24 protein-coding genes are annotated in these 23882 nt (G+C 70.4%); 10 read left to right on the top strand and 14 right to left on the bottom strand.

Annotated features, from left to right (window positions below; translation table 11 throughout):
• Positions 1–5: 5 nt before the first annotated feature.
• The 9 genes from J1M64_RS10450 to J1M64_RS10490 all read right to left on the bottom strand — a co-directional run bounded on the left by J1M64_RS10450 (position 6) and on the right by J1M64_RS10490 (position 7689).
• On the bottom strand, positions 6–920 hold the full coding sequence (locus J1M64_RS10450; protein ID WP_096905588.1) for an inositol monophosphatase family protein: 915 nt from the start codon (positions 918–920) through the stop codon (positions 6–8).
• A 65-nt stretch (positions 921–985) separates the two neighbouring features.
• On the bottom strand, positions 986–1741 hold the full coding sequence (priA, locus tag J1M64_RS10455; RefSeq protein WP_067713969.1) for a bifunctional 1-(5-phosphoribosyl)-5-((5-phosphoribosylamino)methylideneamino)imidazole-4-carboxamide isomerase/phosphoribosylanthranilate isomerase PriA: 756 nt from the start codon (positions 1739–1741) through the stop codon (positions 986–988).
• Positions 1741–1992, bottom strand: a complete 252-nt coding sequence (locus tag J1M64_RS10460) for a hypothetical protein (RefSeq protein ID WP_067713966.1) — start codon at positions 1990–1992, stop codon at positions 1741–1743. The genes priA and J1M64_RS10460 overlap by 1 nt, the downstream gene beginning before the upstream one ends.
• Before the next feature lie 22 nt (positions 1993–2014).
• The gene (hisH, locus tag J1M64_RS10465) at positions 2015–2680 is read right to left on the bottom strand and encodes an imidazole glycerol phosphate synthase subunit HisH (RefSeq protein ID WP_067713964.1); all 666 of its coding nucleotides are present in this window, start codon (positions 2678–2680) and stop codon (positions 2015–2017) included.
• Complete coding sequence (locus J1M64_RS10470) at positions 2677–3924, bottom strand: MFS transporter (RefSeq protein WP_206474145.1); 1248 nt, start codon at positions 3922–3924, stop codon at positions 2677–2679. Before J1M64_RS10470 ends, hisH begins: the two co-directional genes overlap by 4 nt.
• Positions 3925–3931: 7 nt before the next feature.
• Positions 3932–4555, bottom strand: a complete 624-nt coding sequence (gene hisB, locus J1M64_RS10475; protein WP_067713951.1) for an imidazoleglycerol-phosphate dehydratase HisB — start codon at positions 4553–4555, stop codon at positions 3932–3934.
• Entirely contained in the window at positions 4552–5691 is a 1140-nt protein-coding gene (locus J1M64_RS10480) for a histidinol-phosphate transaminase (RefSeq protein WP_206474146.1), read from the bottom strand. Before J1M64_RS10480 ends, hisB begins: the two co-directional genes overlap by 4 nt.
• The gene (gene hisD, locus J1M64_RS10485; RefSeq protein WP_206474147.1) at positions 5688–7028 is read right to left on the bottom strand and encodes a histidinol dehydrogenase; all 1341 of its coding nucleotides are present in this window, start codon (positions 7026–7028) and stop codon (positions 5688–5690) included. Before hisD ends, J1M64_RS10480 begins: the two co-directional genes overlap by 4 nt.
• 325 nt (positions 7029–7353) lie before the next feature.
• Positions 7354–7689 carry a hypothetical protein gene (locus J1M64_RS10490; RefSeq protein ID WP_154830844.1) on the bottom strand — a complete coding sequence of 112 codons (336 nt, stop codon included), beginning with the start codon at positions 7687–7689 and terminating at the stop codon, positions 7354–7356.
• A 313-nt stretch (positions 7690–8002) separates the two neighbouring features.
• Here J1M64_RS10490 and J1M64_RS10495 point away from each other — a divergent pair, with 313 nt between their 5' ends.
• A complete protein-coding gene (locus tag J1M64_RS10495; protein ID WP_067713942.1) occupies positions 8003–8461 on the top strand; it encodes an Hsp20/alpha crystallin family protein in 459 nt (152 codons plus the stop codon).
• A gap of 74 nt (positions 8462–8535) precedes the next feature.
• Here the strand turns inward: J1M64_RS10495 and J1M64_RS10500 are convergent, their stop codons facing one another.
• Genes J1M64_RS10500 through J1M64_RS10510 form a run of 3 tightly spaced genes read right to left on the bottom strand, consistent with a single transcriptional unit; the run spans position 8536 to position 11844 of the window.
• Positions 8536–10146 carry an AAA family ATPase gene (locus J1M64_RS10500; protein ID WP_206474148.1) on the bottom strand — a complete coding sequence of 537 codons (1611 nt, stop codon included), beginning with the start codon at positions 10144–10146 and terminating at the stop codon, positions 8536–8538.
• Between the two features lie 59 nt (positions 10147–10205).
• The gene (locus tag J1M64_RS10505) at positions 10206–10907 is read right to left on the bottom strand and encodes a bifunctional 2-polyprenyl-6-hydroxyphenol methylase/3-demethylubiquinol 3-O-methyltransferase UbiG (protein WP_206474149.1); all 702 of its coding nucleotides are present in this window, start codon (positions 10905–10907) and stop codon (positions 10206–10208) included.
• Complete coding sequence (locus J1M64_RS10510; protein WP_206474150.1) at positions 10891–11844, bottom strand: NAD(P)/FAD-dependent oxidoreductase; 954 nt, start codon at positions 11842–11844, stop codon at positions 10891–10893. The genes J1M64_RS10505 and J1M64_RS10510 overlap by 17 nt, the downstream gene beginning before the upstream one ends.
• A 108-nt stretch (positions 11845–11952) precedes the next feature.
• On the opposite strand from J1M64_RS10510, the gene J1M64_RS10515 reads away from it, so the two are divergent.
• Complete coding sequence (locus J1M64_RS10515) at positions 11953–12537, top strand: helix-turn-helix domain-containing protein (RefSeq protein WP_120285857.1); 585 nt, start codon at positions 11953–11955, stop codon at positions 12535–12537.
• Positions 12538–12637: 100 nt separating this feature from the next.
• Here the strand turns inward: J1M64_RS10515 and J1M64_RS10520 are convergent, their stop codons facing one another.
• The gene (locus tag J1M64_RS10520; protein ID WP_206474151.1) at positions 12638–13846 is read right to left on the bottom strand and encodes a hypothetical protein; all 1209 of its coding nucleotides are present in this window, start codon (positions 13844–13846) and stop codon (positions 12638–12640) included.
• A 165-nt stretch (positions 13847–14011) separates the two neighbouring features.
• Between J1M64_RS10520 and J1M64_RS10525 the strand changes: the two genes are divergently transcribed.
• Genes J1M64_RS10525 through J1M64_RS10560 form a run of 8 tightly spaced genes read left to right on the top strand, consistent with a single transcriptional unit; the run spans position 14012 to position 23481 of the window.
• Positions 14012–14599: a biotin transporter BioY gene (locus tag J1M64_RS10525; protein ID WP_206474152.1), complete on the top strand. Its 588-nt coding sequence runs from the start codon at positions 14012–14014 to the stop codon at positions 14597–14599.
• Positions 14596–15300 carry an energy-coupling factor ABC transporter ATP-binding protein gene (locus tag J1M64_RS10530; protein WP_206474153.1) on the top strand — a complete coding sequence of 235 codons (705 nt, stop codon included), beginning with the start codon at positions 14596–14598 and terminating at the stop codon, positions 15298–15300. The genes J1M64_RS10525 and J1M64_RS10530 overlap by 4 nt, the downstream gene beginning before the upstream one ends.
• Complete coding sequence (locus J1M64_RS10535; protein WP_206474154.1) at positions 15301–15900, top strand: energy-coupling factor transporter transmembrane protein EcfT; 600 nt, start codon at positions 15301–15303, stop codon at positions 15898–15900.
• Between the two features lie 58 nt (positions 15901–15958).
• A complete protein-coding gene (locus tag J1M64_RS10540; protein ID WP_206474155.1) occupies positions 15959–17446 on the top strand; it encodes a DUF3375 domain-containing protein in 1488 nt (495 codons plus the stop codon).
• Positions 17443–18177, top strand: a complete 735-nt coding sequence (locus J1M64_RS10545; protein WP_069390395.1) for a DUF4194 domain-containing protein — start codon at positions 17443–17445, stop codon at positions 18175–18177. The genes J1M64_RS10540 and J1M64_RS10545 overlap by 4 nt, the downstream gene beginning before the upstream one ends.
• Entirely contained in the window at positions 18170–21490 is a 3321-nt protein-coding gene (locus tag J1M64_RS10550; RefSeq protein ID WP_206474156.1) for an ATP-binding protein, read from the top strand. The genes J1M64_RS10545 and J1M64_RS10550 overlap by 8 nt, the downstream gene beginning before the upstream one ends.
• 1 nt (position 21491) lies before the next feature.
• Complete coding sequence (locus J1M64_RS10555; RefSeq protein WP_206474157.1) at positions 21492–22715, top strand: Wadjet anti-phage system protein JetD domain-containing protein; 1224 nt, start codon at positions 21492–21494, stop codon at positions 22713–22715.
• Positions 22716–22737: 22 nt separating this feature from the next.
• On the top strand, positions 22738–23481 hold the full coding sequence (locus J1M64_RS10560) for a phosphodiesterase (RefSeq protein WP_067713922.1): 744 nt from the start codon (positions 22738–22740) through the stop codon (positions 23479–23481).
• Between the two features lie 6 nt (positions 23482–23487).
• On the opposite strand, the gene J1M64_RS10565 is transcribed toward J1M64_RS10560, so the two are convergent.
• Positions 23488–23882 (bottom strand): SIP domain-containing protein (locus tag J1M64_RS10565; RefSeq protein ID WP_206474158.1); only part of this gene is annotated, 395 nt, incomplete at its 5' end.

The raw sequence follows: 23882 nt of genomic DNA on the forward strand, positions 1-23882 counted from the left end.
TCCGGTCACCGCCCGCTCTGTAGCCACGGACGGGGGCTCTCGGGTTCCGGAGTGGCGCGCCGTCGCCCGGCCTCGAAGAAGTTGCTCGGCTCGCCGAGTTGACGGATCGTGTCGAGGACCTCCGCGTGGGCTCGCGGGCCCGCGGCGAGGATGGACTGGGAGTCGGTGGACCAGGGCTCCCCCGTGAGGTCGGTGACCACACCACCCGCTGCGCGGACATGGGAGGCGCCGGCCGCGTTGTCCCACGCGAAGTTGCCGAAGCTGACCGCCGCCGACAGTCGCCCCGACGCGACGAAAGACAGGTCCACCCCGGTGGAGCCGAACTTGCGGGTCCGGGCCGCGTCGAGCGTGAGCTGCTCGAAGACCTCGCGGCGATACGCCGGAGGGTAGGTCGTGCGGGCACCGGTGTTGAGGGAACCCAGCCCCAGTGCGACGTCGCGGATGGAGACGTCGGAGATCTGCGAGACCTCCGCGCCGTTCTCCTTGAGCGGTCCCCCCGCGATCGAGGTGAACGTTATCCCTAGCAGGGGCAACCAGGTCAGCCCCAGCACCGGCTGACGCTCGTGGACCAACGAGACCAGGATGCCGGCGGTCGGGATGCCCAACGAGTAGTTGGCCGTGCCGTCGACGGGGTCCACCACCCAGAGGGTGCCCTCGTTGACGGGCGGACCGCCGTACTCCTCACCGTGCACCTCGAGCCCTGTCCCCTCCCTCAGGGCCTCCGAGATACGGCGTTCCAACTCGAGGTCCAGTTCGGTCGCGAAGTCGTTGCGCGATCCCTTGTTCTGGATGCCCTTCGCGCCGACCCCCTCGACGAAGCGAGGAGTCACCTCGTCGAGCACGCGCGTCGCCAGTGCGAGCGCCTCGGCCGGGTCGACGGGGAGGTCCGTCGGCAGGGCATTTCCGGTCTGATCGTCCATCTCGGGCCTCCTGCTCGAGGTCATGCGGGGTCGGGAAGCTACCTGGCGGTCACGAGGCCGCGTGGTCAGCGTCGGCTGACGGCGGCGAGCGCCTCGGGAAGGGTGAACCGGCCCGCGTAGAGCGCCTTGCCGACGATCGCGCCCTCCACACCCTGCGGCACCAGCGTGGCGATGGCCTCGAGGTCCGCGACCGAGGAGACACCGCCCGACGCCACGACAGGGGCATCGGTGGCCGCGCACACCTGCGAGAGCATCTCGAGGTTGGGCCCGTTCAGCATGCCGTCCTTGGACACGTCGGTGACGATGTACCGGGCGCAGCCGTCCGTGTCCAGACGCTCGAGAACCTCCCAGAGGTTGCCGCCGTCGGAGACCCATCCGCGACCACGCAGCCTGGGCTCGCCGTCGACCACTCGCACGTCGAGTCCCACCGCGATCCGATCGCCGTGCCGGGCGATGGCCGAGGCACACCACTCCGGGTTCTCCAACGCGGCCGTACCGAGGTTCACGCGCGCACAGCCGGTGGCCAGGGCGGCCTCGAGCGAATCGTCATCGCGGATGCCACCGGACATCTCGACCTTGACGTCGAGCGCCCCCACGACCTCGGCGAGGAGATCGCGATTCGAGCCCCGGCCGAACGCGGCATCGAGGTCCACGAGGTGAACCCATTCCGCACCGTCACGCTGCCACTGCAGCGCCGCGTCGAGCGGCGCCCCGTACGAGGTCTCGGTCCCGGCCTCCCCCTGTACGAGACGGACGGCCTGACCGTCTGCGACGTCGACGGCGGGCAGGAGTTCGAGATAATTGGCGTTGGTCACGGCCATCAGCCTAGTCCGTCGTCACCGGGGCGCTCCGCCTGCCCGCCGGGCTCCTCGCCGTACTCGGCGCGGATCGCGCGATCGGTGATGCGGTTGGACACCAGACCCATCGCCGCGACCGCGAGGATCAGCCCGACCAGTGCGACGACGGCCTTGCCGACCGGCGGCACGGGGAGCACGGCCACCGCGATCGCGGTCAGCGCGAGGCCGAGGACTCCCGCCCCGGCCACGCCCAGCGCGAGCACGGCGAAGGACACCGGGGCCCGGTCCCCTTCACCCCTATCGGACAGAACGGATCCAGTTCTCGAGGAGCTGCAGTCCCGCGTCGCCCGATTTCTCGGGGTGGAACTGAGTGGCCGACAGCGGCCCGTTCTCCACAGCCGCGATGAACCTGGTGCCGTGCTCGGCCCAGGTGACGTCCGGGGCGCGCAGATGATCCGACGGCTCCATCTCCCAGTGCTGGACGCCGTAGGAGTGGACGAAGTAGAACCGCTCGTCGGCGGGCATGCCGGCGAACAGGACGCTGTTCGAGGGCACCTCGACGGTGTTCCAACCCATGTGCGGCAGCACAGGCGCGTGCAGCTTCTCCACCACACCGGGCCACTCACCACACCCGGGGACGCCCGGCGAGTCCTCGTGCTCCCCGTCCGAGAACTCGGTGCCTCGCTCGAACATGACCTGCATGCCGACGCAGATTCCCAGGACGGGCCGGCTGCCGGCGAGACGCTCACCGATGATCCGGGGGCCCTTGACCGCTTCGAGGCCCTTCATGCAGGCGGCGAACGCGCCGACCCCCGGCACGACCAGCGCCTCCGCCTCGGTGGCGACGCGGGGATCCGAGGTGAGCTCGACCTCGGCGCCGACCCGCTCGAGCGCACGGTGCGCGGACCGCAGGTTTCCCGAGCCGTAGTCCAGGAGTGCTACCCGTGTGGCGGAAGTCGTCATTGGTTCACCTTATCGCTGGTGTCGGTCAGGGTCAGATCGCGCGTGGGCCTGGTGCGTCGGGCGCCCACCGCCGCCGGGCCGCCCACCGCGAGGACGACTCCGGCCGCCACGGTGAACAGCACGACGTAGCCGAAGCCGGCGAACCCGCCCATGACGACGGATCCGAGACCGGTACCGGCGTCGAAGGAGATGTTCCACGACGCGGACGCCGTCCCCAGGCGCGAGCGCGGCATCCGTTCGAACGACGCGACCAGGGCTTCGTTCTGGACGGCTCCGAACCCGAGACCGAAGATGACGGTCGGGACGAGGAACCACCAGGGGTTCACCTCAATCGTCAACAACCCGGCGATGCCGAGCATTCCGAGTGCCGCCACCCCGAGACCCGGCCAGACCAGTGCGCCCGGTCCGCGCCGGTCCGAGATGAGCCCGGCGACGGTGCGGCCGACGATGACACCGGCGCCCAATAGTCCGAGTCCCACGCCGGCGACGACCGCGCCGCTTCCGGAGACGATGGAATCCAACGCGGGTGACAGGAACGATGCCGCTGCTCCGTAGGGCAGGGTCACCGCCACCATGACCAGGAACGGCCCGGCCAGGAGGAGAACGACCTGCCTCGGGCCGAGCGCCGACTGGTCCGACTCCCCCGGGGGGCTCGGGAACACGTGAGGCAGTCGAGCGGCGGCGACCAGTCCCACGACGCCGAACCCGGTGGCCGCCCAGGCCACCGTGGGCAGGCCGAAGAGGTCGAGCAGCCACAGGCCGACCGGCAGGAAGATGGCTTCGGAGATGCCGACGGCGAGTCCGATCAGCGACGTCGCCCGACCGAGCATGCCGGGGGGCGCGAGTTCTGCCACCAGAGCCGAGCCGGCGACGGTCATCATGCCGAATCCTGCGCCTCGCACTCCACTGATCGCCAATACCGCGAACGGGCCGTCGAACAGTGCGAGCAGACCCGAGGGGAGACCGAGCAGCGCGCTGCCGATACCCAGTACCCAGCGATAACCGATCGCGGCCGTGACTCTCGGGGTGGCGAGCTGGAACAGGACGGTCACGGTCATGAACACACCGGTGGTGGCGCCCGCGACGAACTCACTCCCGCCTCCACGGACCACGGCGAGCGGCACCACGGGCAGCAGCAGGGAGAACCCGCCGAAGGCGAGCAGGACCAGGACGAACGCGGCCGGGACCCCGGGGGTACGGGCCAGCTTCGAGAACGCCCCCGGGGTGTGGACGCGCGGGGTCACGCCGGCATCACAGCGCGCCCTTGGTCGAGGGGATGCCGGTGATCCGCGGGTCCGGCTCGACGGCTGCGCGCAGAGCGCGCGCGACCGCTTTGTACTCGGCTTCGGTGATGTGGTGCGGATCGCGGCCGTAGTGCACGCGGACGTGCAACGCGATCCGGGCGTTGTAGGCGAGGGTCTCGAACACGTGCCGGTTGAGCACCGTGCCGTAGGGCGCGCTGTCGTGACCGATCACGACGTAGCCGACCATCATCTCGGGCTCACCGGTGTGGACGAAGTAGGGCCGTCCGGAGACGTCGACGATCGCCTCGGCGAGCGTCTCGTCCATGGGCAGGGAACACTGACCGAAGCGGCGGATGCCGCGCTTGTCGCCGAGGGCCTGCGCGAGTGCCTGTCCCAGGACGATCGCGGTGTCCTCCACCGTGTGGTGCGCTTCGATCTCGCTGTCGCCCGTCGCGCGCACGGTGAGGTCGAAGGCGCCGTGCTGCCCGAAGGCCGTCAGCATGTGGTCGAAGAACGGCACCCCGGTCGAGATGTCGGACCGGCCCGTCCCGTCGAGGTCGATCTCCACGACGATCGACGACTCCCTGGTCGTCCTCTCGACGCGACCCCGCCGCGCGGTCTGTTCACTCATCGCTTCTCCTCGGTTCGGGTCTCGATCTCCTCGGCCGCCAGTTCGGCGCTCACCCGCAGCAGCCGATCATTCTCGTGCTCGAGCCCGATGGTCGCACGAAGTCGACCCGGGATGCCCACGTCGCGGATCAGCACGCCGGCGTCCAGATAACGCCGCCACGCGCGCGTCGCGTCCACGAACGGCCCGTAGAGCACGAAGTTGGCCTCGCTGGGAAGCACCTCGAAGCCCTGCTCCTCCAGCCCGGCGGTGACGCGCTTGCGTTCCCCGGCGAGCAGCGCGACGGAGGCCAACGTCTCGTCGGCGTGACGAAGCGCCGCACGGGCAGCGGCCTGCGCGATCATCGACAGGTGGTAGGGCAACCGTACGAGCAGTACGGCCTCGACGAAGGACGGGTCGGCCGCGAAGTAGCCGAGCCTGCCACCCGCGAAGGCGAACGCCTTGCTCATGGTCCGCGACACGACGAGCTTGGTCGGATAGTCGGCGAGCAGGGTGCAGGCGCTCGGGGACGGCGAGAACTCCGCGTACGCCTCGTCCACCACCACGATGCCGGGGGCCATGTCGAGCAGGCGTCGCAGGTCGTCGAGGTCGACCACGTGCCCCGTGGGGTTGTTGGGCGTGGTGACGAACACCACGTCCGGCCGGTGCTCCTCGATCGCCGCCACCGCAGCGGCGATATCGATGGACAGGTCGGACCCGCGATCCACCGGGATCCACTCGGTATCGGTTCCGGCCGCGAGGATCGGGTGCATCGAGTAACTGGGGACGAAGCCCATGGCGCTGCGCCCGGGCCCGCCGAACGCCTGCAGCAGCTGCTGCAGGATCTCGTTGGAACCGTTGGCGGCCCAGACCATTTCCACGTCCAGATCGACGCCGGTCTGGCGGGTCAGGTACGAGGCCAGGTCGGTGCGCAGTGCGACGGCGTCGCGGTCGGGATAGCGGTTGAGGTCTTCGGCGGCTGCGGCGACGGCGCCGGCGATGTCGGCGACCAGTTTCGCGCTGGGCGGGTGTGGGTTCTCGTTGGTGTTGAGCTGTACGGGGACCTCGAGCTGCGGGGCCCCGTAGGCGCTCTGTCCGCGGAGATTCTCCCGCAGCGGGAGGGCGCCGAGCCCGACTCCGGGACGTGGGGAATCGGTCATCGTCCGTCCTCTCCCGCGCCGAGGTCCTCAAATCGGGCCCGTACGGCCTCACCGTGCGCGGGCAGCCGCTCGGCGTCCGCGAGTGCGACCACGGTCGGCGCGATCTCCTTGAGGGCGGCCTGGTCGTAGTCGACGACATGGATCCCCCGGAGGAAGGTCTGCACGCTCAACCCCGACGAGTGTCGCGCCGTACCGGACGTGGGCAGGACGTGGTTGGACCCCGCCGCGTAGTCCCCGAGCGGGACGGGCGAGTAGGCGCCCACGAAGATCGCGCCGGCATTGCGCACGCGGGCGGCGTCGGCTGCGGAATTGCGGGTCTGGACCTCGAGGTGCTCGGCTGCGTAGGCGTCGACCACCCGCAGACCGGCCTCGATATCGTCCACCAGGACGATGCCCGACTGCGGACCCTCGAGCGCCTCGCGCACCCGGTCCGAGTTGAGGGTCACCTCGTAGCGCGACTCGATCTCGCGGTCCACGGCGTCCGCCAACGTCTCGGAGTGGGTGACCAGGACGCTCGCGGCGTTCGGGTCGTGCTCCGCCTGGCTGATGAGGTCGTACGCGACGTGGACCGGGTCGGCGGTGTCATCCGCGAGGATGGCGATCTCGGTGGGGCCCGCCTCGGAGTCGATGCCCACGACGCTGCGGCAGAGGCGCTTGGCGGCGGTGACGTACACGTTGCCGGGCCCGGTGACCATGTCGACGGGCTCGAGAACGGAGTCATCCGTGTCCTGACCGCCGTACGCGAGCAACGCCACGGCCTGGGCGCCGCCCACCGCCCAGACCTCCTCGACCCCGAGCAGTGAGCACGCGGCGAGAATGGTCGGGTGCGGCCAGCCACCGGAATCCGCCTGGGGCGGAGAGGCCACTGCCAGCGACCCGACCCCGGCGACCTGCGCCGGTACGACGTTCATGATGACGCTGGAGGGGTAAACGGCTTTGCCGCCGGGAACGTAGAGGCCCACGCGTTCGACCGGTACCCACCGCTCGGTGACGAACCCCCCGGGGGCGACCTCGGTGACGGTGTCACTGCGGCGCTGCGCTGAGTGGACGATGCGGGCACGACGGATCGCCTCGGACAGCGCGGCTCGGACGTCAGGGTCCAACTCGTCGACCGCCCGGGCGATGACCTCGGCCGGGACCCGCACCGACGCCGGACGGACCGAATCGAACTTCTCGCAGTAATCGAGTGCGGCCGGGGCCCCGTGCTCGCGGATCGCCTCGACCACCGGGCGGACGGTGTCGACGACAGAATCGACGTCGGCGGCGCCGCGCGGGAGTGTGCGTCGCAACTCGGCCGTGCCGAGTGAGCGACCGCGCAGGTCGATGCGGGAGAGCATGGTGTGGCCTTTCAGTGGGGTGTCGGGACGGCACGAACGGGCCCGCGAGCACCGCGTTCCGGAGAACGCGGTACTGCGGACGCCGCACGCGACGACCTTTCACGAGTCTAGTAGCGGCCGCGAGCACCGCGATCCGGGCCACCTGCGCGGGTGGATCCCGGGGATCCGGCGCGCGCACCCGCGCCCCGGGGCAGGTCCGGCGTGGAGTCGCCGATCCCGGGCTTCGTCAGCGTCGAAACCCGCCGGGACGAGCGCTTTCCCCGGGAACCTCGTCCGGGAGTAAGGGAGAGCCACGGCGAAGAACGACCAGCAGTGCGACAACGTTTCACGACTCCCCGGGGTGGGGACTGTCCCGCCGGTCCCGGCGGACGCGGTGCCCGCGCCACTCGCGAACAGTGAAATACAGAACGTAGGCGGTGAACGCCCCCGGCAGGATCGCACCCAGCGCCCACTCGGACGCCGCGATGAGGGCGAGCGTCGTGGTGGACGCCGCGCCGTACACGATGATCAGTCCCGCCACCGCGGCACGAGTCCTCATGATGGTTCGTTCACCCCACTTCAGATGCCAGAGAAGAATCGCCCCCGTCAGATCGGCCGCGACGAAGAACATCACGCTGAAGGTCAGGAGGACGAACACCTCAGGGGAATCGGACCCCCGCATCGTCTGACCTTCGAACGCGAGGGCTCTCCACCAGGCCATAGCCGAGGCACCCGCCCCGATGTCCGCACACTGTGGACGCCCGTTCTCGGTGGGCGCCCGAGCCTCTCCTACTCGGTGTGACGGCGCGAGGTACCCCTCCGGTTCCACCGAACCCGGCCTTCCCGTGAACCACGTCGGCCTCCGGGCTGAGCGGAGCGGACTCAACCGAAACATGTCGACCTGAGTCGGGAATACTCAACTCCGCTCGAGGGTTGAACCGTGTGCGACCCCGGAGATACCGGGCGCACACCGATCAGCCCAGAAGGAGACCATCATGGCCACCAGCACCCGTTTCGATCCGTTCCGTGAGCTCGATCGCCTCCTGGGCGAGGGGCTCCGCAGCGCCACCGCCTCGACTTCCCTGCCGATGGACCTCTACAAGGAGGGCGATCGCTTCGTCGGGCTCATCGATATGCCGGGGGTCGACCCCTCCACCATCGACATCGACGTGGAGGACCGCACCCTCACTGTCCGCGCCGAGCGGCGGGCGCCTGCCGAGGGTGACGCGCAGTGGCTCATGCACGAGCGGCAGTCGGGGACCTTCGCCCGGCAGCTCGCCATGGGCAAGGGCCTGGCGACCGACAAGATCGAGGCCGACTACACCGACGGCGTCCTGCGCCTGGTGATCCCGGTGGCCGAAGAGGCCCAGCCGCGCAAGATCGCCGTCTCGCACGGCAACCAGAGGGCCGAGCAGGCCGAGCTCGTCGAGGGCGAGACCGACCTCGGGAGCTGATCCACCACTCCGTCGCGCCCCGGCCGCCCCGGCCTCCCCTCGAGGCCGGGGCGGCCGGTGTCGTCCGCGAGAGCTCAGGTGTCGATCTCTCCCACCACCACGAGTACGTCCGTCGCCCGTGACAGTCCCACGTAGATGCGCTCGCGGAGGCGGTCGATGCCCTCGTAGCTGTTGCACACCAGGACCACGGCACGTCGTTCGAGACCCTTGAAGCCGAGGACGTGACCGTAGAAGATGTCCTCGCCGTCCCAGAACGTCTCCCAGTAGGCGTCGTTGCCGTCCTCCTGGAGCTCGACCTGCATGGGGTGACGCGAGCCGATGGTCAGCAACGCCACGTCGCGGGGCTCCCACCCCTCGTCGAGCAGTCGCATCGCCTCGTCGTCTCCCATCGCGACGGGATCGGCGCCCTCCGGCACCTCCACGTACCGGACGGCGGGGCCGGTGCCGCCGCGCAACTCCATGCGCTGACCCACCAGCGGCATGAACGCGCTGGCGATCTGCCGCGTGTTGCGCAGGTTGTGGTCCAGCACGAGCGGCACGAGGTCCACGGGCGGACGGCCGGCACGCTCGAACACACTCTGGCCCGCGTCGCCGACGATCATGAGCCGACCGTTCTCCCTGTCACGCAGCGCTCCGACGACCGGCTGCCACCAACTGTCGGCGAAGTCCTGGGCCTCGTCGACGATCACGGCGTCGAATCGCTTGCCGTCGGGCAGTTGGTCCGCGAGGTCGGACATCAACCCGGGCAGATCCTCCTCCCACCACCGCACCGTCTCCGTGGACCGAATCCGCTCGTCCGGGCCCACCGGCGCGCCCCACTCGACGCCCAGGGCGTGGAACTCGCCGACGTACGCGGGTCGCTCCCGCCGCTTCCATCCGCCGGTGACTCGTTTGAGGTAGCTGGCCAGCCCGTGCGAGTAGCAGATCAGGGCGACGCGCTGCCCATCCCTCGACAACCGTCGGGCCTGCTCCAGCGCCAGATAGGTCTTGCCGCTGCCCGCGCCGCCCCGGATCTCCACCCGTGGCAGGGCGTCGACCGCCCGCAGGAGCACCGACTGTTCACGGGTGAGCGCGTCGGCGATGTCGGCGTTCTCGGCCGCGCGGGCCACCACGTCGCGCTGGGGCAGCCCCCGACCTCCGAGGATCTCGGACAGCCGGTCGACGGTGTCCGCGGACAGGAACGGGCGGTCCGCCGGGCCCGAGTCCCGGGCCAACCGGAAGGCGATCATCGCGAGGTCGTCGAGCTGATCGCGGTCCACGATCCGGTCTCGCGGGATCTCCGGCATCGCGAAGTCCGCGGGGATCGAGGCGTTCGGGAACACCAGCATGTGGGTCCACCGCTGCAGCTGAACCGGCCACCGCGGATCCTCACTGACGTACCCGCGCAACGCGTAGAGGGCGTCGCGGCACTGGGTGACCGGGTCGATGGTGACCTTCTTGGTGCCGCTGCCCTGAACCCACAGGCCGTCCTCGATCGCGATCTGCCCGGCCTTGACCTCGATGGCCACCATCCCCGCGCCGGGCATCGCCACGAGGATGTCGACCTCGTGTTCCTTCTCGTATGTGGACACCCGCTGACCCACGACGATCAGGCTGTCGTCGGAGAGCTGGTCGAGAAGGAGGTCGACCACCTTCTCCTCGGTGGGATGTCCGTAGACGGGGTGAGCGGGGATGACACGGGCCATGCATAAGAACTACCTTCGCCACCGTCGCGGGGGTCGGCCACACGCCGCGGCCCACCGCCTCAGTGCCTCCTGGTGGCTGTGACGACGACGTCGTGGACCGTCACGGGCGCGCCGCCGTGGCCCGGCATCTCGCGCGAGGTCTCCTCGGCGGTGACGATCTCCCACCGGTCGGCCTCGAGCCGCGCGGTGATGCCTTGCGCGGTGGCGCTGGCCTCGACCGGTGGCTGGGGGCTTCGGTCGTGCCCTGCGTGCTGCCCGTGCACTTCGTGCTGCCCGTGCGCGTGCCCGTGCCCGACGTGCTGCAGGTGCCCGACGATGAGCAGCGTGCCGCGAGGGGCGACCCAGCCGGCGAGCCGCTCGTAGAAGTCCAGCTGCGGAATCGCCGGGTGGGCGTAATGGGTGGTGACCAGGTCGTACCGCGCCGGAGGCTCCCAGACGGCGAGGTCTGCCTCGACCCACGACACCCGGCCGGACAGTCCGAGCTCCGCCGAGCGCCGGGCGGCGATCGTCAACGCCTCCGCGGCGATGTCCGCCCCGGTGACCTGCCAGCCCTGCGAGGCCAGCCAGAGCGCTTCGGTCCCGGCGCCGCAGCCCGCCTCGAGCGCGGTCCCGGGGACAAGACGGGAGGCCTCCCGGATCAGGTATGGGTTCGGGGGGTTCGCGGCCATCGCGGCCGGGCGGTCACTGTCGTCGTCTCCGACGCTGCCGCCGGCACCCGCCCAGATGTCGTCCCAGTAGGCGCGGTCAAACTCGTGTGCCATCGCGCACCTCGATCGCCTTGTCGAGGTCGGCCATGATCAGCGCGGCGTTGATCTGCTGTGCGGCGCGGGCCCCCTGGGCGGCCGCCGCCCCGACCTGCGCCATGAGGTCCGCGCAGTTGCCCGCGGCCCACACCCCCGGCACCGGGGTGGCGCCCATCTCGTCGGTCGGGATGACCGTGCCGACCGGGTGATCGGCGGCCTCCAGGCCGATGGCCGCGTACGGCTCGACCCCGACCGTCATCCGGGTGGCCACCACCACGGCGTCCAGATCGATCACCTCGTCGTCGTCGACCTCCACGCCGACCACCCGCCCACCGTCGGCCGCCACTCCCGAGATCCGCCGCTCCTCGATCGGGATGCCCAGGGCGGCCAGGGAGACCCGGTCCTGCTCGTCGATCGGGCGACCGCCGCTGAAGAACCTGATGTCCCGGCTCCACTGGTGGAACAGCATGGCCTGGTGCGCGGACATCGGATGGGTCCCCAGGATGCCGATCCGCTGGTCGCGCACCTCCCAACCGTGGCAGTACGGGCAGTGCAGGACGCCGCGCCCCCACTGCTCGCGGACCCCGGGGATGTCGGGGAGTTCATCGCTCACCCCGGTCGCTATGAGCAGTGTGCGGGTGGGCAGCACCGAACCGTCGCGCAGGATGACGTCGAAGCCGTGCCCGGCCGTGCGTGTGTCCACGACCTCGCCGTCGATGACCTCGCCGTCGTACCCCCTGACCTCCGCGCGGCCTCGCGCGAGCAGTTCCGACGGGCTCACCCCGTCCAGGGCGAGCAACCCGTGGACACCCTCGGCGGGAGCGTTGCGCGGCTCGCTGGCGTCCACCACCGTCACCCGACGGCGGGCGCGGGCCGACGTCAGCGCGGCGCTCAGGCCGGCCGCCCCGCCACCGACCACCACCACATCCCGCAGTTCCTGGTTGTGCGTGTCCATCTGTCGACCTCCGCTCTCCGGGCCACCGGTTCCGGGCCCCGACCCCTCGACGATGATCCCTTCACCCGGATGTCGCAACTAACCTTGCCAGTCTGGCAAACTCGGGTCATGACCGATCCGACCGCCCGCACCCTCGACGCCGTGGGTTCGCGGCTGAGGGCCCTCCGGCAACGCCGCGACCTCACACTGACCGCGCTGGCGGAGTCCACCGGGATCTCCACCAGCACGCTGTCCCGACTCGAGTCCGGGCAGCGCCGACCCACCCTCGAACTACTGCTGCCGCTGGCGCGGGCACACGGCGTCACCCTGGACCAACTCGTCGACGCCCCGCCGACCGGTGACCCGCGGGTGACGCTGCAGCCGATCGCCACCGACCACGGCGCGACCGTGATCCCGTTGTCGCGCCGACCGGGCGGGATCCAGGCGTACAAGTTCGTGCTCCCCACCGGGAGTGACGACGACGAGCCCCACCTCCACGTCCACGAGGGCTACGACTGGGTGTTCGTCCTGGACGGCAGGCTCCGACTGGTCCTCGGCGAGCACGATCTCGTCCTCACGCCGGGCGAGGCGGCCGAGTTCGACACCCGCACCCCGCACTGGTTCGGCGCCACGAGCGCCGGCCCGGTGGAGTTCCTCAGCCTGGTGGGCCGGCAGGGCGAGCGGGCGCACATCCGGGCGGCACCGGCCCGGTGATCTTCGCGACACGATGTCAGCATCGTGTCGGGCACGAGGGCGAGGGGCGGTTCCGAGCAGGCGAGTCGGTCGCCCTGCCGGGAGTTGTGATCGTCCTCCCCTACCGCCCCGGGACGACCGCCCACCCCGTGGTCATCTGACCGGCGAACTCCGGCAGACGCACCAGGATCCGGTTCTGCTCGGCACGGGGACGGAAACCCACGTCGAGATACCGCGGCGCCTCGTCGGGGCGGTCGCGGACGAGCGAGCGGTACGCCGGCACCAGGTCCTGTTCGATGTACTCCCACCGGGGTACGCGGTCGGCCCAGTTGAAGGCCGGGAGCGGCGTGTGGGCGACCACCGGCTGACCGCCCGCCTCCGCGCGGACCGAGAGTGGTCGGAACTGCCCCAGCGTGCGGGCGCCCGGGATGTCGGGCGCCCCGCCGACGGTGGTGATGTAGGTGAGAACCCGGCCGACGTCGCCGCGACCGGAGGCGGTGGCATCCCACTGGTCGGCGATGATCTGGTTCTGCTCCCGGGACGCCATCCGCAGCAGCGCCTCGGACAGGCCGTCGGGGGATCCCTCGTCGAGCATCCGCCAGGATTCCAGCGCGTAGTCGTCGTACGCACCTCCCGCGGCGAGTTCCTCGACCGCGGGCAGGCCCCCCGCGGCGTAGGCCTCGTGCACCGGGATCATGTCCGTGAATATGTGCCGCTGCATGACGAGGAGTCGGTGCAGGTACCAGTCCACGTCGGGTTGCCGCAGTGTGGGGCCGACCGTGGCCAGCAGCCGGACGTCGCGCGGCATCTCGCCCTCGTGCACCCCGGGAACGGTGAGCACACCGCCGACGTCGTCGAGGTCCCAGAACCCGGCGGCGAACGACATCCCCGCGAGCCCGGCCATCCCGGCCCACCAGTACCCGTCGTGGGAGTTGTACAGGCGCAGGTAGTTGACGTACACCTTGTCGACCGTGTCGAGGTTAGCCGCCAACCCCCGGGCGGGTTCCCACTGCTCCAGGTCGATGTCGGCGTTCTCCGCCCCCACCGCCAACCAGTACTGGCGCGCCAGGGTCGAGTACCTCTCCGGAGCGACACGGGCCGCCCTCACGACGTCGAGCGCGGCCCGGAGCTCCGTCACGTCGGTGGTCATCCCGGTGGAGACGCCGCCCGCCAGTTCACCGTCGGCGTTGTCGGCCGGGACATCGAGGTAGACCGAATACGACGCGGCACCCGCGGTCGGCGGCGAGTGGACGACGGACACCACCGCGAGCACCAGAGCGGCGAGCAATGTGACGATGAGTGTTCCGCGTCCGTCTCGTGCTCGACCCATGACGCGCCACCCCTGCTCGCCCGACTGTGATCTGGATCACCCTAAGTGGAATCCATCCGGGCGGCGACCGCACGCGCTGGAGCCCGATGAGGCCATCCGACGTGACACGCGCGACAATGGACCGGATCAGGCTGTCGAGCAGCACCCGCGGAGCCAAGGAGTCCAGTGAGCACCACCGTCGACCGGGCCCCGGCCCGTAGCGCCACCCGAGACCTCGCCCAGATCGCGGTGTTCGCCGCTCTCATCGTGGTGCTGGGCCTGCCCGGCCAGATCAGCATCGGTTCGGCGGGTGTGCCCATCACCCTGCAGACGCTCGGCGTGATGCTCACCGGCTCACTGCTCGGCTGGCGCAAGGGCGCCCTGTCGGTGCTCGCGGTCATGGTCATCGGTCTCGCGCTGCCCGTCCTCGCGGGCGGCCGCACGACCCTGACCTCGCTGGCCGGCCCCACCGCGGGCTTCCTCATCGGCTGGATCCCGGCGGTGATCGTGATCGGCCTGCTCACCGCGTGGATCATGCCGCGCTACCGGCTCGTCCCGGGACTGCTCATCAACGTCCTCGGCGGCATCGTCGTCATCTACGCCGTCGGCGTGACCGGGATGCTCATCCGCACCGAACTGACGCTCGGCGGTGCGATCGCCGCCAACACGGTGTTCCTCCCGGGCGATCTGGTCAAGGCGGTCGTCACGGCGATCGTCGCGACCCAGGTCCACAAGGCACGCCCCGGCCTGATCGCCCCGCTGCGCCGGAAGTGACCAGAACGGAGATCCGGTTCGACGGTGTCGGTCACGCCTACGGTGACCGGACCGTCCTCGCCGACGTCGACCTGACGCTCACCGAGCGACGCATCGGGGTCGTCGGGGTCAACGGCAGCGGCAAGTCCACGCTGGCGCGGATGATCAACGGGCTCGTCGTCCCCACCTCCGGCACGGTGACCGTCGACGGCCTCGACACCCGCCGCAAGGGCGCGGCGATCCGCCGCCGGGTGGGGTTCTGCTTCACCGACCCGGACACCCAGATCGTCATGCCGACCGTGGAGGAGGACGTGGACTTCTCCCTGCGCCGTTCGGGTCTGAACCGGGAGGAGCGACGACGACGAGTCGCGGAGGTGCTCGAGACCTACGGCCTGGCCGGCCATGCCGAACATCCGTGCCACCTCCTCTCCGGGGGGCAGAAGCAGTTGCTGGCCCTGGCGGCGGTGTTGGTGATCGAACCCGCCGTGGTGGTCGCCGACGAGCCCACGACCCTGCTCGATCTGCGTAACCGCGCGCTGGTCGCCGAGACGTTCGCCGGGTTGCAGCAGCAGCTCGTGGTGGTGACGCACGATCTGGACCTCGTGGCCGACTTCGACCGCGTCCTGGTGGTGGACGGCGGCCGGGTCGTGATCGACGACGCCCCCGGCCCAGCGCTGGCGGGCTATCGGCGGATCGCCCTGGGTTCGGGGCCGGGGGCCTAGGTGTTCGCCACCTATCAACCGGGGAACTCGCTCCTGCACCGACTGCCGGCGGGGCTCAAGATCCTGCTGGTGTGCGTGCTCATCCTCGTCGCCACCCTGGCGATACGCGAGCCCTGGCACGTGCTGCCCGCCCTGGGGGTGACCGCGGTCCTCTACGCGATCGGACGGATCCGTCCGCGGGCGGCGTGGGACCAGGTCCGCCCGGTGCTGCCGATGCTCATCGCGATCCTGGTACTCCAGTGGATCGTCGCCGACCTCGACACCGCCCTCCGGGTCTGCGGGGCCCTGCTGGTCGCGATCACGGTGGCGGGCCTCGTCGCCCTGACCACCCGCGTCTCGGACATGCTCGACGCCGTCACGCGGGCCGCCCAGCCGCTGCGGCACGTCGGTGTCTCACCGGACCGGATCGCACTGGTGTTGGTATTGACCATCCGCGCCATCCCCCTGCTCGCGCGTCGGCTTCGCCAGGTCACCGAGGCCCGCAAGGCCCGCGGCCTGGGCATGTCGATCCGCGCGCTCGTGGTGCCGACCGTGCTCGGCGCCCTCACCACCGCCGACCAGTTGGGCGACGCGTTGGCCGCCCGGGGCGTGGACGACTGATCACCTCCGGCGCCACCTCAGGACGAGTGATGTCGGTGTCGCGTGCCACCATGAACACGTGTCCGCACTCGCGCGCTACCTCGCGTTCTCCCGCCTCAGCGCCGAGTCGGCTGTTCTGGCGCTGCTGCGGAGTCAGCTGTGGCCGTTGATCGTCGCGGTACTGAGCGAGGTGTTCGAGGGATCTTCCAGGCGTGTCCCCTCGTCCGAGTTCTACGAGTTCCTGGACCGGACACTGACCGCCGTACGCGATGCCGGCACGGAGGCCCCCGGCACTGCACAGTCCTATGTGCGTACCTGGGTGGACGCCGGATGGATGCTCCGCCGGCCGGGGACTGCCGCGACGGGTGAGACGCTCGAGCCCACCCAGGCCGCGCTGGTCGTGATGGACTTCCTGGACGGCCTGCAGACTCCACGGCGCGGGCTGACCGTGTCCCGGGTGGAGACACTCACCCGGCAGTTGGAGGATCTCGCCCGCGAGACCGATCCTTCGGTCCAGGGCAGATTGGCCGCCCTCCACCGCGAACGGGACCGTATCGATGCCGCCATCGCCCGTGTGGAGGAGGGTGAGGTGGATCTCGCGGGCCCGGAACGGGTCGCGGAGAAGGTGTCGGAGATCCTTCGGGGGGCGGACGACATCCCCGCGGACTTCGCCCGCGTCCGCGCTGAATTCGACTCACTCAACCAGGATCTTCGACGTCGTCTCCTCGACCAGGACGGTGCCCGCGGCGACGTCCTCGACGCAGTCTTCGGTGGGGTCGATCTCATCGGCGACTCCGAGGCCGGCCGTAGCTTCTCGTCCTTCTACTCGGTACTGCTCGATCCCGAGCGCTCCGCCTCCGTCGACACCTGGATCGACGACATCCTGGGCCGGCAGCAGGTCACGGACCTTCCAGCGCCCGCCCGGCGCGGACTCCGCGGACTGTTCGATGAGATGGAGACCGCCGGCGCCGAAGTCAACGGGGTGCTCACCTCTCTGTCACGCAGCCTGCGACACTTCGTCACCACCGACGCCTACGTGGAGCACCGGCGGATGCTGGCCCTCATCCGGTCCGCTCGCGCCTCCGCGGCCGAGGCCAGCACCGAAAGGGCCGTACGGCCGAACACCAGGATGTCCGTGCCGCTGCGCCGGATCGGCATGTCGGTCCGCTCGGTCGGGGCGCTTCGCCTGCGGAACCCGGGCGAGGAACTCGTGGCCGCGGAGGTCACGCACCACGAGGAGGGTCACGCGGACCTCGAGGCCCTGACAGCGCTGGTCCGCGCCTCGGAGATCGACGAGACCGAACTCCGCTCTCATGTCCGTGACGTCGTGTCGAGGTTCGGGCCGTCGTCGATCGGGGCGGTCCTTCGCGAACACCCGGCCACCCAGGGGGTCGCCAGTATCGTCGGACTGCTGAACCTGGCCATCGCCACGCAGGCGGAAGCCCCGTCCGAGGACCCGCGTCCGGTTGAGACGGTCACGTGGTCGAGCGGCTTCGACTCCACACTGAGCGCCCGGATCCCCACACTGGTCTTCAGCGCCGAGCGATTTTTGGAGGATGATCTGTGACGACCCCTGCAGCGGCCGACGCTGACGGACCCGACGAGGCCGCCGATCAGGGCCTGTGGCCCGGCGACACCGGGACACTGTCCTTCGCCTCCCGGCGCGCCCTGGCCCGGTTGCTCACTGGCCCACTGGTGCAGGCGCACCGCCACCCGGAGATCTGGGCGGCCGTGGTCTCCGACGAGCCCGCCATTCGATCGAGACTGGCGGATGTGTTCCTCGATCTGGTGCTGGACCATGATGCCGGCATCGCCTTCACCAGGCAGGTCGACACGGGTGGTCAGGTTGACGTCCCGGCAGTGCTACGCACCGAGACGCTGTCGCACATGGACACCGTCCTGCTCCTGCACCTGCGGTCCGAGTTGTCCGTGGCCCAGCCTGGCGAGCGCGTGATCGTGGATCGTGAGGACGTGGCCGAGCGGATCGACGTCTACCGTTCGGTCGTCGACTCGGACCGCAGCCGGTACGCGCGCAAGTTCGATGCCTCGTGGAATCGTCTCAAGTCCTACTCACTGCTCTCGGACACGGAGACCGGGGGCCGCGCCGAGGTCTCTCCAGTGCTTCGCCACCTGTTCGACGCGGACGTCGTCGCGGGAATCCGCGACGAGTACCGCGCACTGATCGAGTCGCGTGGGGGGCCCGACGGTGAAAGCGCGGCCGGGCGGGACGCTGCCCTGTTCGAGGGCGACGTGTTCGACGACGAGGTGGGCGACGATGAGGTGGTCGACGATGACTGAAGCACTGCAGCTTCCCGGGGCTCCGGAACACCCTGGTCAACTTCGGTTGTCGCGGATCCAGGTCTGCAACTGGGGAACGCTCGACGGTTATCACGACGTGGAGGTTCCGCGGAAGGGCTTCCTCATCACCGGCGGTTCCGGGTCCGGTAAGTCCACCCTCATCGACGCCGTCTCGGCGGTGCTCGTGCCCCCCGCTCACCTGCGGTTCAACGCTGCAGCCCAAGAGGAGGCGGGCCGAGGGTCAGGACGCACGCTCGTGTCCTACATCCGCGGTGCCTGGCGGCGCGGCGCCGACGCCGAATCCGGTGACCTGTCCTCCGTCTACCTGCGGCCCAGGGCCACCTACTCCGCGATCGCGCTGACGTACTCGTGTGGCCGCGGCACCTGCGTAACCCTCCTGCTGTTGATGTACCTGCGTTCGGGTGACAACTCCGCAGCGGGCGTCAAGCGTCTCCACGGCATCCGTGAGCACGCGTCCACCGAGCCCCTGGACCTGCCGGACCTGTTCGGCTATCTCCGCAGCGGTATCGACAAGCGGGCGCTCAAGCGGGAGATCCCGCAGGTGCGGTTCCACGACAGCTACTCGGCGTTCGCCGCCGCGTTCCGGCGGCGGCTCGGCATCGCCTCCGAGTCCGCTCAGCTCCTGCTGCACCGGACCCTGTCGGCCAAATCACTGTCGAGTCTCGACCAACTCTTCCGCGATTTCATGCTGGAGGAGCCGAGCACCTTCGCTGTGGCCGACCGCGCCGTGGCGCAGTTCGCAGAACTCCGCGAAGCCCACCGGTCCGTGGTCGACGTGCGCGAGCAGATCGCCCATCTGACCCCTCTCGCGGACCTCCGGGCCTCCCGGGACCGCGTACTGGACCGAGCCGAGGAACTCGACGCCGAGAATGTGGCCTTTCCCGCGGTGCAGGCCGCCGTGACCACCGAGCTCGTCGAAGAGGAGCTGCGGACGGCCCGCGGGGCGCTGGTCGCCGCGGAGTCGAGCGTCGCGTCAACTCGAGAGCGACTCGACGCCCGACGCACGGCGACCGACGACATCCGTGCCCGCCTCCGGGGTAGCGCCGGCGCCGGGCGCGACGAACTCGCACGGGAGCTCGACCGAGCCCTCGAACACGCCACCGCCGTCTCCACCCGGCGTGCGCGCGCACAGACCGAGGTCGAGCGCCTGGGTGGCACCCTTCCGACGTCCGCCGAGGACTTCGCCGTCCTGCTCGCCACGCTCGAGCGCGAGGACGCGGAACAGGAGGCCGAGCGGGCGCGGGATCGCGAGACACTGCGCGACGTGGCCGGCTCCCTGAACGAAGAGAAGCGCTCGCTCGAGGAGGTGACCGCGCAGTTACAGGCTCTGCTGCGCCACCGCTCGAACATCGACTCGCGTTTGTTGGCCGCGCGGGACCTCGTGTGCGATTCGGCGGGGCTGGGTGCGCGCGAACTGCCGTTTGCCGGAGAACTCCTCGACGTCCCCGCCGAGCACGCCCGCTGGCGTCCCGCGATCGAGCGGGTCCTGTCCGGCTTCGCCCGCACGATGCTCGTCCCCGACCACCTCCGGGCACGAGTTGCCGCCGCCGTCGACTCGACCCACCTGGGCGTGCGTCTGGTCTACGAGGTGGTCGACCACGGCGATGACTCCGCGACCCGCCGCACCGGCCCCTATAGCCTCGTTCGCAAGGTCCGACCCGCCGACGGGCCGTTCCGCCAGTGGCTCAACCGCAGGCTCGCCGGCGAGTTCGACGTGACCTGCGTCGAGACCCCCGCCGAACTGGATCAGCACGACAAAGCCGTCACCCTGCACGGATTGATCAGACGGGGTGCGCGCTTCGAGAAGGACGACCGTCGACGGATCGATGACCCCGCCGCGTTCCAGCTGGGCGGTATGGACGACTCCAAGGTGGACGCGCTCACCTCCCTCCGGAACGAGATCCGGGCGCGTATGGACACGCACGAGCGGCAGTGGGCCGGACTGGACGACCTCGACGCGCAGCGCCGCGCCCGCCAACGCGCGGCCATCACCCTCATGGGCCTGCGGTGGGAGGAGGTGGACTCGCACACCGCCGACGAACGTGCTCGTGCCGCCCGTGACCGGCTGGAACAGTGGCGCGAGGAGCACCCGGAAGTCGCCGAGATGGAGCGGGACCTACGCGCCGCGGAGGAGGCCCAATCGCGGGCCCAGGCGGATTACGACTCCGCGAACAGGGCCGGAGCGGTCGCCGCCAGCGTCGTGGAGAGCCTGGACAGGCGGCTCGCCGGCCTCACCGGCCACGAGGAACGCGGCATCGACGAGGCCGCCGCAGCCCGCATCCGGAGGCGACTCTCGGCGGCGACGCGCCGCTTGACCGCCGACAACGTGCAGGAGGTCTGCCAGCGCGCGGAGCGCGCCATCGCCGCCGAGCAGGTGGCCACCGCGACCGAACGCGACAGGATCCACCGTCGGATCACCTCGGTCCTCACCTCGTACCTGGAACGGTGGCCCGCCAGGAAGGCCGACCTCAAGTCCGATCCGGAGTTCGTCGGTGAGGCCGTCGAGTGGCTCGTCCAGCTCCGCCGCGACCGCCTCGCGGAGTTCGAGGACCGTTTTCTCGGGCTGATCGGGGACATGCAGACCCGGAACCTGGGCGAACTCGCCCGTCACATCCGCCGCGCCCGCTCCGAGATAGAGACCGGGATCAGACCGGTCAACGATTCGCTTCGCCGATCAGAGTTCCAGTCCGGGCGATGGCTGCAGATCGACGTGCGTGACCGACGCACCGAGACCGTCACCGACTTCCTGGGCGACCTGGAGAAGGCGGTCTCCGGAGCGCTCGACAAACGCACCGTCGACACCGCAGAGGCCGGTTTCGCGGTGATGTCGCGCCTACTGGACCGGCTGGGATCCGCGGACGCCGGCGACCGACGGTGGCGCCAGACCGTGCTGGACACCAGGCGGCACGTCGGTTTCGTCGGGGTCGAGATCGACGAGGCCGGAACGCCGACCAACTACCACGATTCGTCCTCGGGCCTGTCGGGCGGCCAGGCGCAGAAGTTGGTGTTCTTCTGTCTCGCCGCGGCGCTGCGGTTCCAGCTCGCGGACGTTGACGCGGACGTGCCCCGCTACGGAACGGTGGTCCTCGACGAGGCGTTCGACCGGGCCGACCCCGACTACACCCGCCGCGCGATGGACGTGTTCACCGACTTCGGGTTCCACATGGTTCTGGCGACCCCGCTCAAGTTGCTGCAGACCCTCGAGCCGTACATCGGTGGCCTCGTGGTGGTCGGAAACGAAGACGGTAGCCGCTCCCGCATCGAGCGGGTCACCTGGGAAGCCGCGACCTGACATGGCCGGGCCGAACCCGCCGCGTACTCCCGCGGACCTCGCCGAGGCCTGCGCCACCCGGTTCGCTCGAAGGTACCGCGAATGGCTCGCCGACCCGGCCTCCGGAGCCACCGACGTCCTGCGATTCTCCACTGCATGCCCGACTGCAGCACGCGCATCCGGCGATCCGACCGGAACCGCGGACTGGATCCGCCGGTGGCGGGAGTTCGAATCCTCCGTCGACGCGCGCGCTACCCACGGCGCCCACGAGGTGGAGGTCGCCTGGGCGGACCGTCGACTGCCCGGCTTCGGTGTGGTCGCCCTTCCTCAGCGCGTGGAGATCCGAGGCGACCGGGCCATCGCGCGGATCGGGGGACGAGCCGCGCGATGGGAGACTGTGCGCGCCAGGGCGGATGATCTGCTCCGATTGGGCCCCGACCACTCCGAACTCAGTCTGGCCGCTGCGGCCACCGCCCCCCTCTGGGAGAAGCTTCCCGACCGGGACATGGAGCGATTGCTCGCAGTGTGCCGATGGGTGCTCGAGCATCCCACCGAGGGGCTGCGAGCTCGCGAGGTCGCGGTTCCCGGCGTCGACACCAAGTGGATCGAAACCCGCATCCGTCTGGTCGAGCAGCTCGTCGACGCTGCCCGGTCGGGTCGCGACAGCGCAGCACACGACGAACCGCCGATCGTCTCCGGGCTGGGACTCAAACGCTCCGACCTCCGCGTCCGGATGCGGATCCTCGACCCCGCGATCCCCTTCCCGCTGCGCGATGTGGAGAGCCCGGTCGATCAGCTGGCCGAGCTCTGGGACGACGGAACGGGACCGCAACACCTCGTCGTCGTCGAGAATCTCACCACGTTCCTGGCCCTCCCGCCTCTACCCGGCGCCGTCGCACTGTTCGGGCGGGGATTCGCCGTCGATGCCGTCGCCGCACTGCCGTGGGCCCTCGCCGCCCTCATTGTCTACTGGGGAGACCTCGACTCCCACGGCTTCGCGATCCTCGACAGGCTCCGCCACCACGCGCCACACGCGGTCAGCGTTCTCATGGACGTCGAGACCCTCGATACCTGGCGTGACCTCACCGTCACGGACCCCAGACCCACCCGGAGAGAACCCACGCGACTGACCGCGGACGAGGTCGCCACGCTGGAGTTGCTGACCGCGCGGGGCGACCTGCGTCTGGAGCAGGAGCGGATCGCGTGGGACTGGGTGCTGCCCCGCCTACGATCGGCACTGGGTTGACGCGGGTCGGTATCGTGACTCCATGTCCCGACGCACCCGGAATGCCGGCCGCGACGACGCCGCAGCGAGCTCTCCAGCCGAGCCTTCTTCCCCCCGGTCCTCCGCTCTCGTGCCCACCACGACGGAGTCGAAGGAGGTCGCGCTGCGTTCGGCGCCCCTGTCCAGTCTGGCCGGGTCCGCGTTCGGCGCCGTGGCCGCGGTGGCGCGACTCGCGCGCCCGAAGGCGCTGCACCCCAAGGGTGTGATCGCCGAGGCCACGCTGAGCGTGACCGGGGTCGGTCGCACGGGGTCGTCCCTGCTGGACGTGACGGGCCGCTGGCCGGCGACGATCCGGTTCTCCCGCGCGGTGGGGCTGCCGGACGCGGTGCCCGATATCGGCGGGATGGCCGTCCGCATCCACGCCGAGAGGCCGGTGGACATCCTGCTGGCCAGCACCGGCACGGGCCCGCTGAGCCGGTACGTCCTCACCACGGGCTGGCGCACGATGGGCCGCACCATGACGTCCATGTTCCCGGTGCTCATCGCCGGTCGCCCGCTCCTCCTGGCCGCGATCCCCACCGGCGACGGCGGCACGTGGACCCTGCAGCACGCCACACCGCTCGGCAAGTGGAAGACGCTGGGCCGGATCACGGTGGACTCGTGGGAGGACGACGACGAGAACCTCCACTTCGATCCGATCGGGAACCGTCTGCCCGGGTCGCGCTACCCGAATGTCCTCAGGGCGCTGCGGGACCCGTCGTACCCGCCCGCCGACCGCGGCGCCTAGGACCGTTCAGCACTCCGCGGCGCCGCGCCGCCAGTACCCCATGAACGCCACGGCCTCCTTGGGCACCCCGGCGGCGTCCACGGCGAGGCGGCGCATGGCACGGACGAGCCCCGCCTCTCCCGCGAGGAACACGTACGGCTGGCCGGAGGAGACGGCGGTCGCCGGCTGCCACTCGCGCTCAGCGGGTCGGCGCCCGCCCAGGACGGTCCGCACGCACTCGTCGCCGAGGTCCAGCACGCCCGCCAGGCGACGGGCCACCGCGGTGCCGGGCTCCCCCTCCCGCGGCAGCAGGGTGACGAAGTCGGGGGCGTCCTCTGCCAGTGCCACGGCATCGCGGTGGGTGGGCACCTCCACGATGATCTGTACCTGACGCCGCGTCACCGCCCCGCCCGACACAGACC

Origin of the sequence: Dietzia sp. KRD202 (assembly GCF_017168155.1) — a bacterium.
In the GTDB taxonomy this organism is placed as follows: domain Bacteria; phylum Actinomycetota; class Actinomycetes; order Mycobacteriales; family Mycobacteriaceae; genus Dietzia; species Dietzia kunjamensis.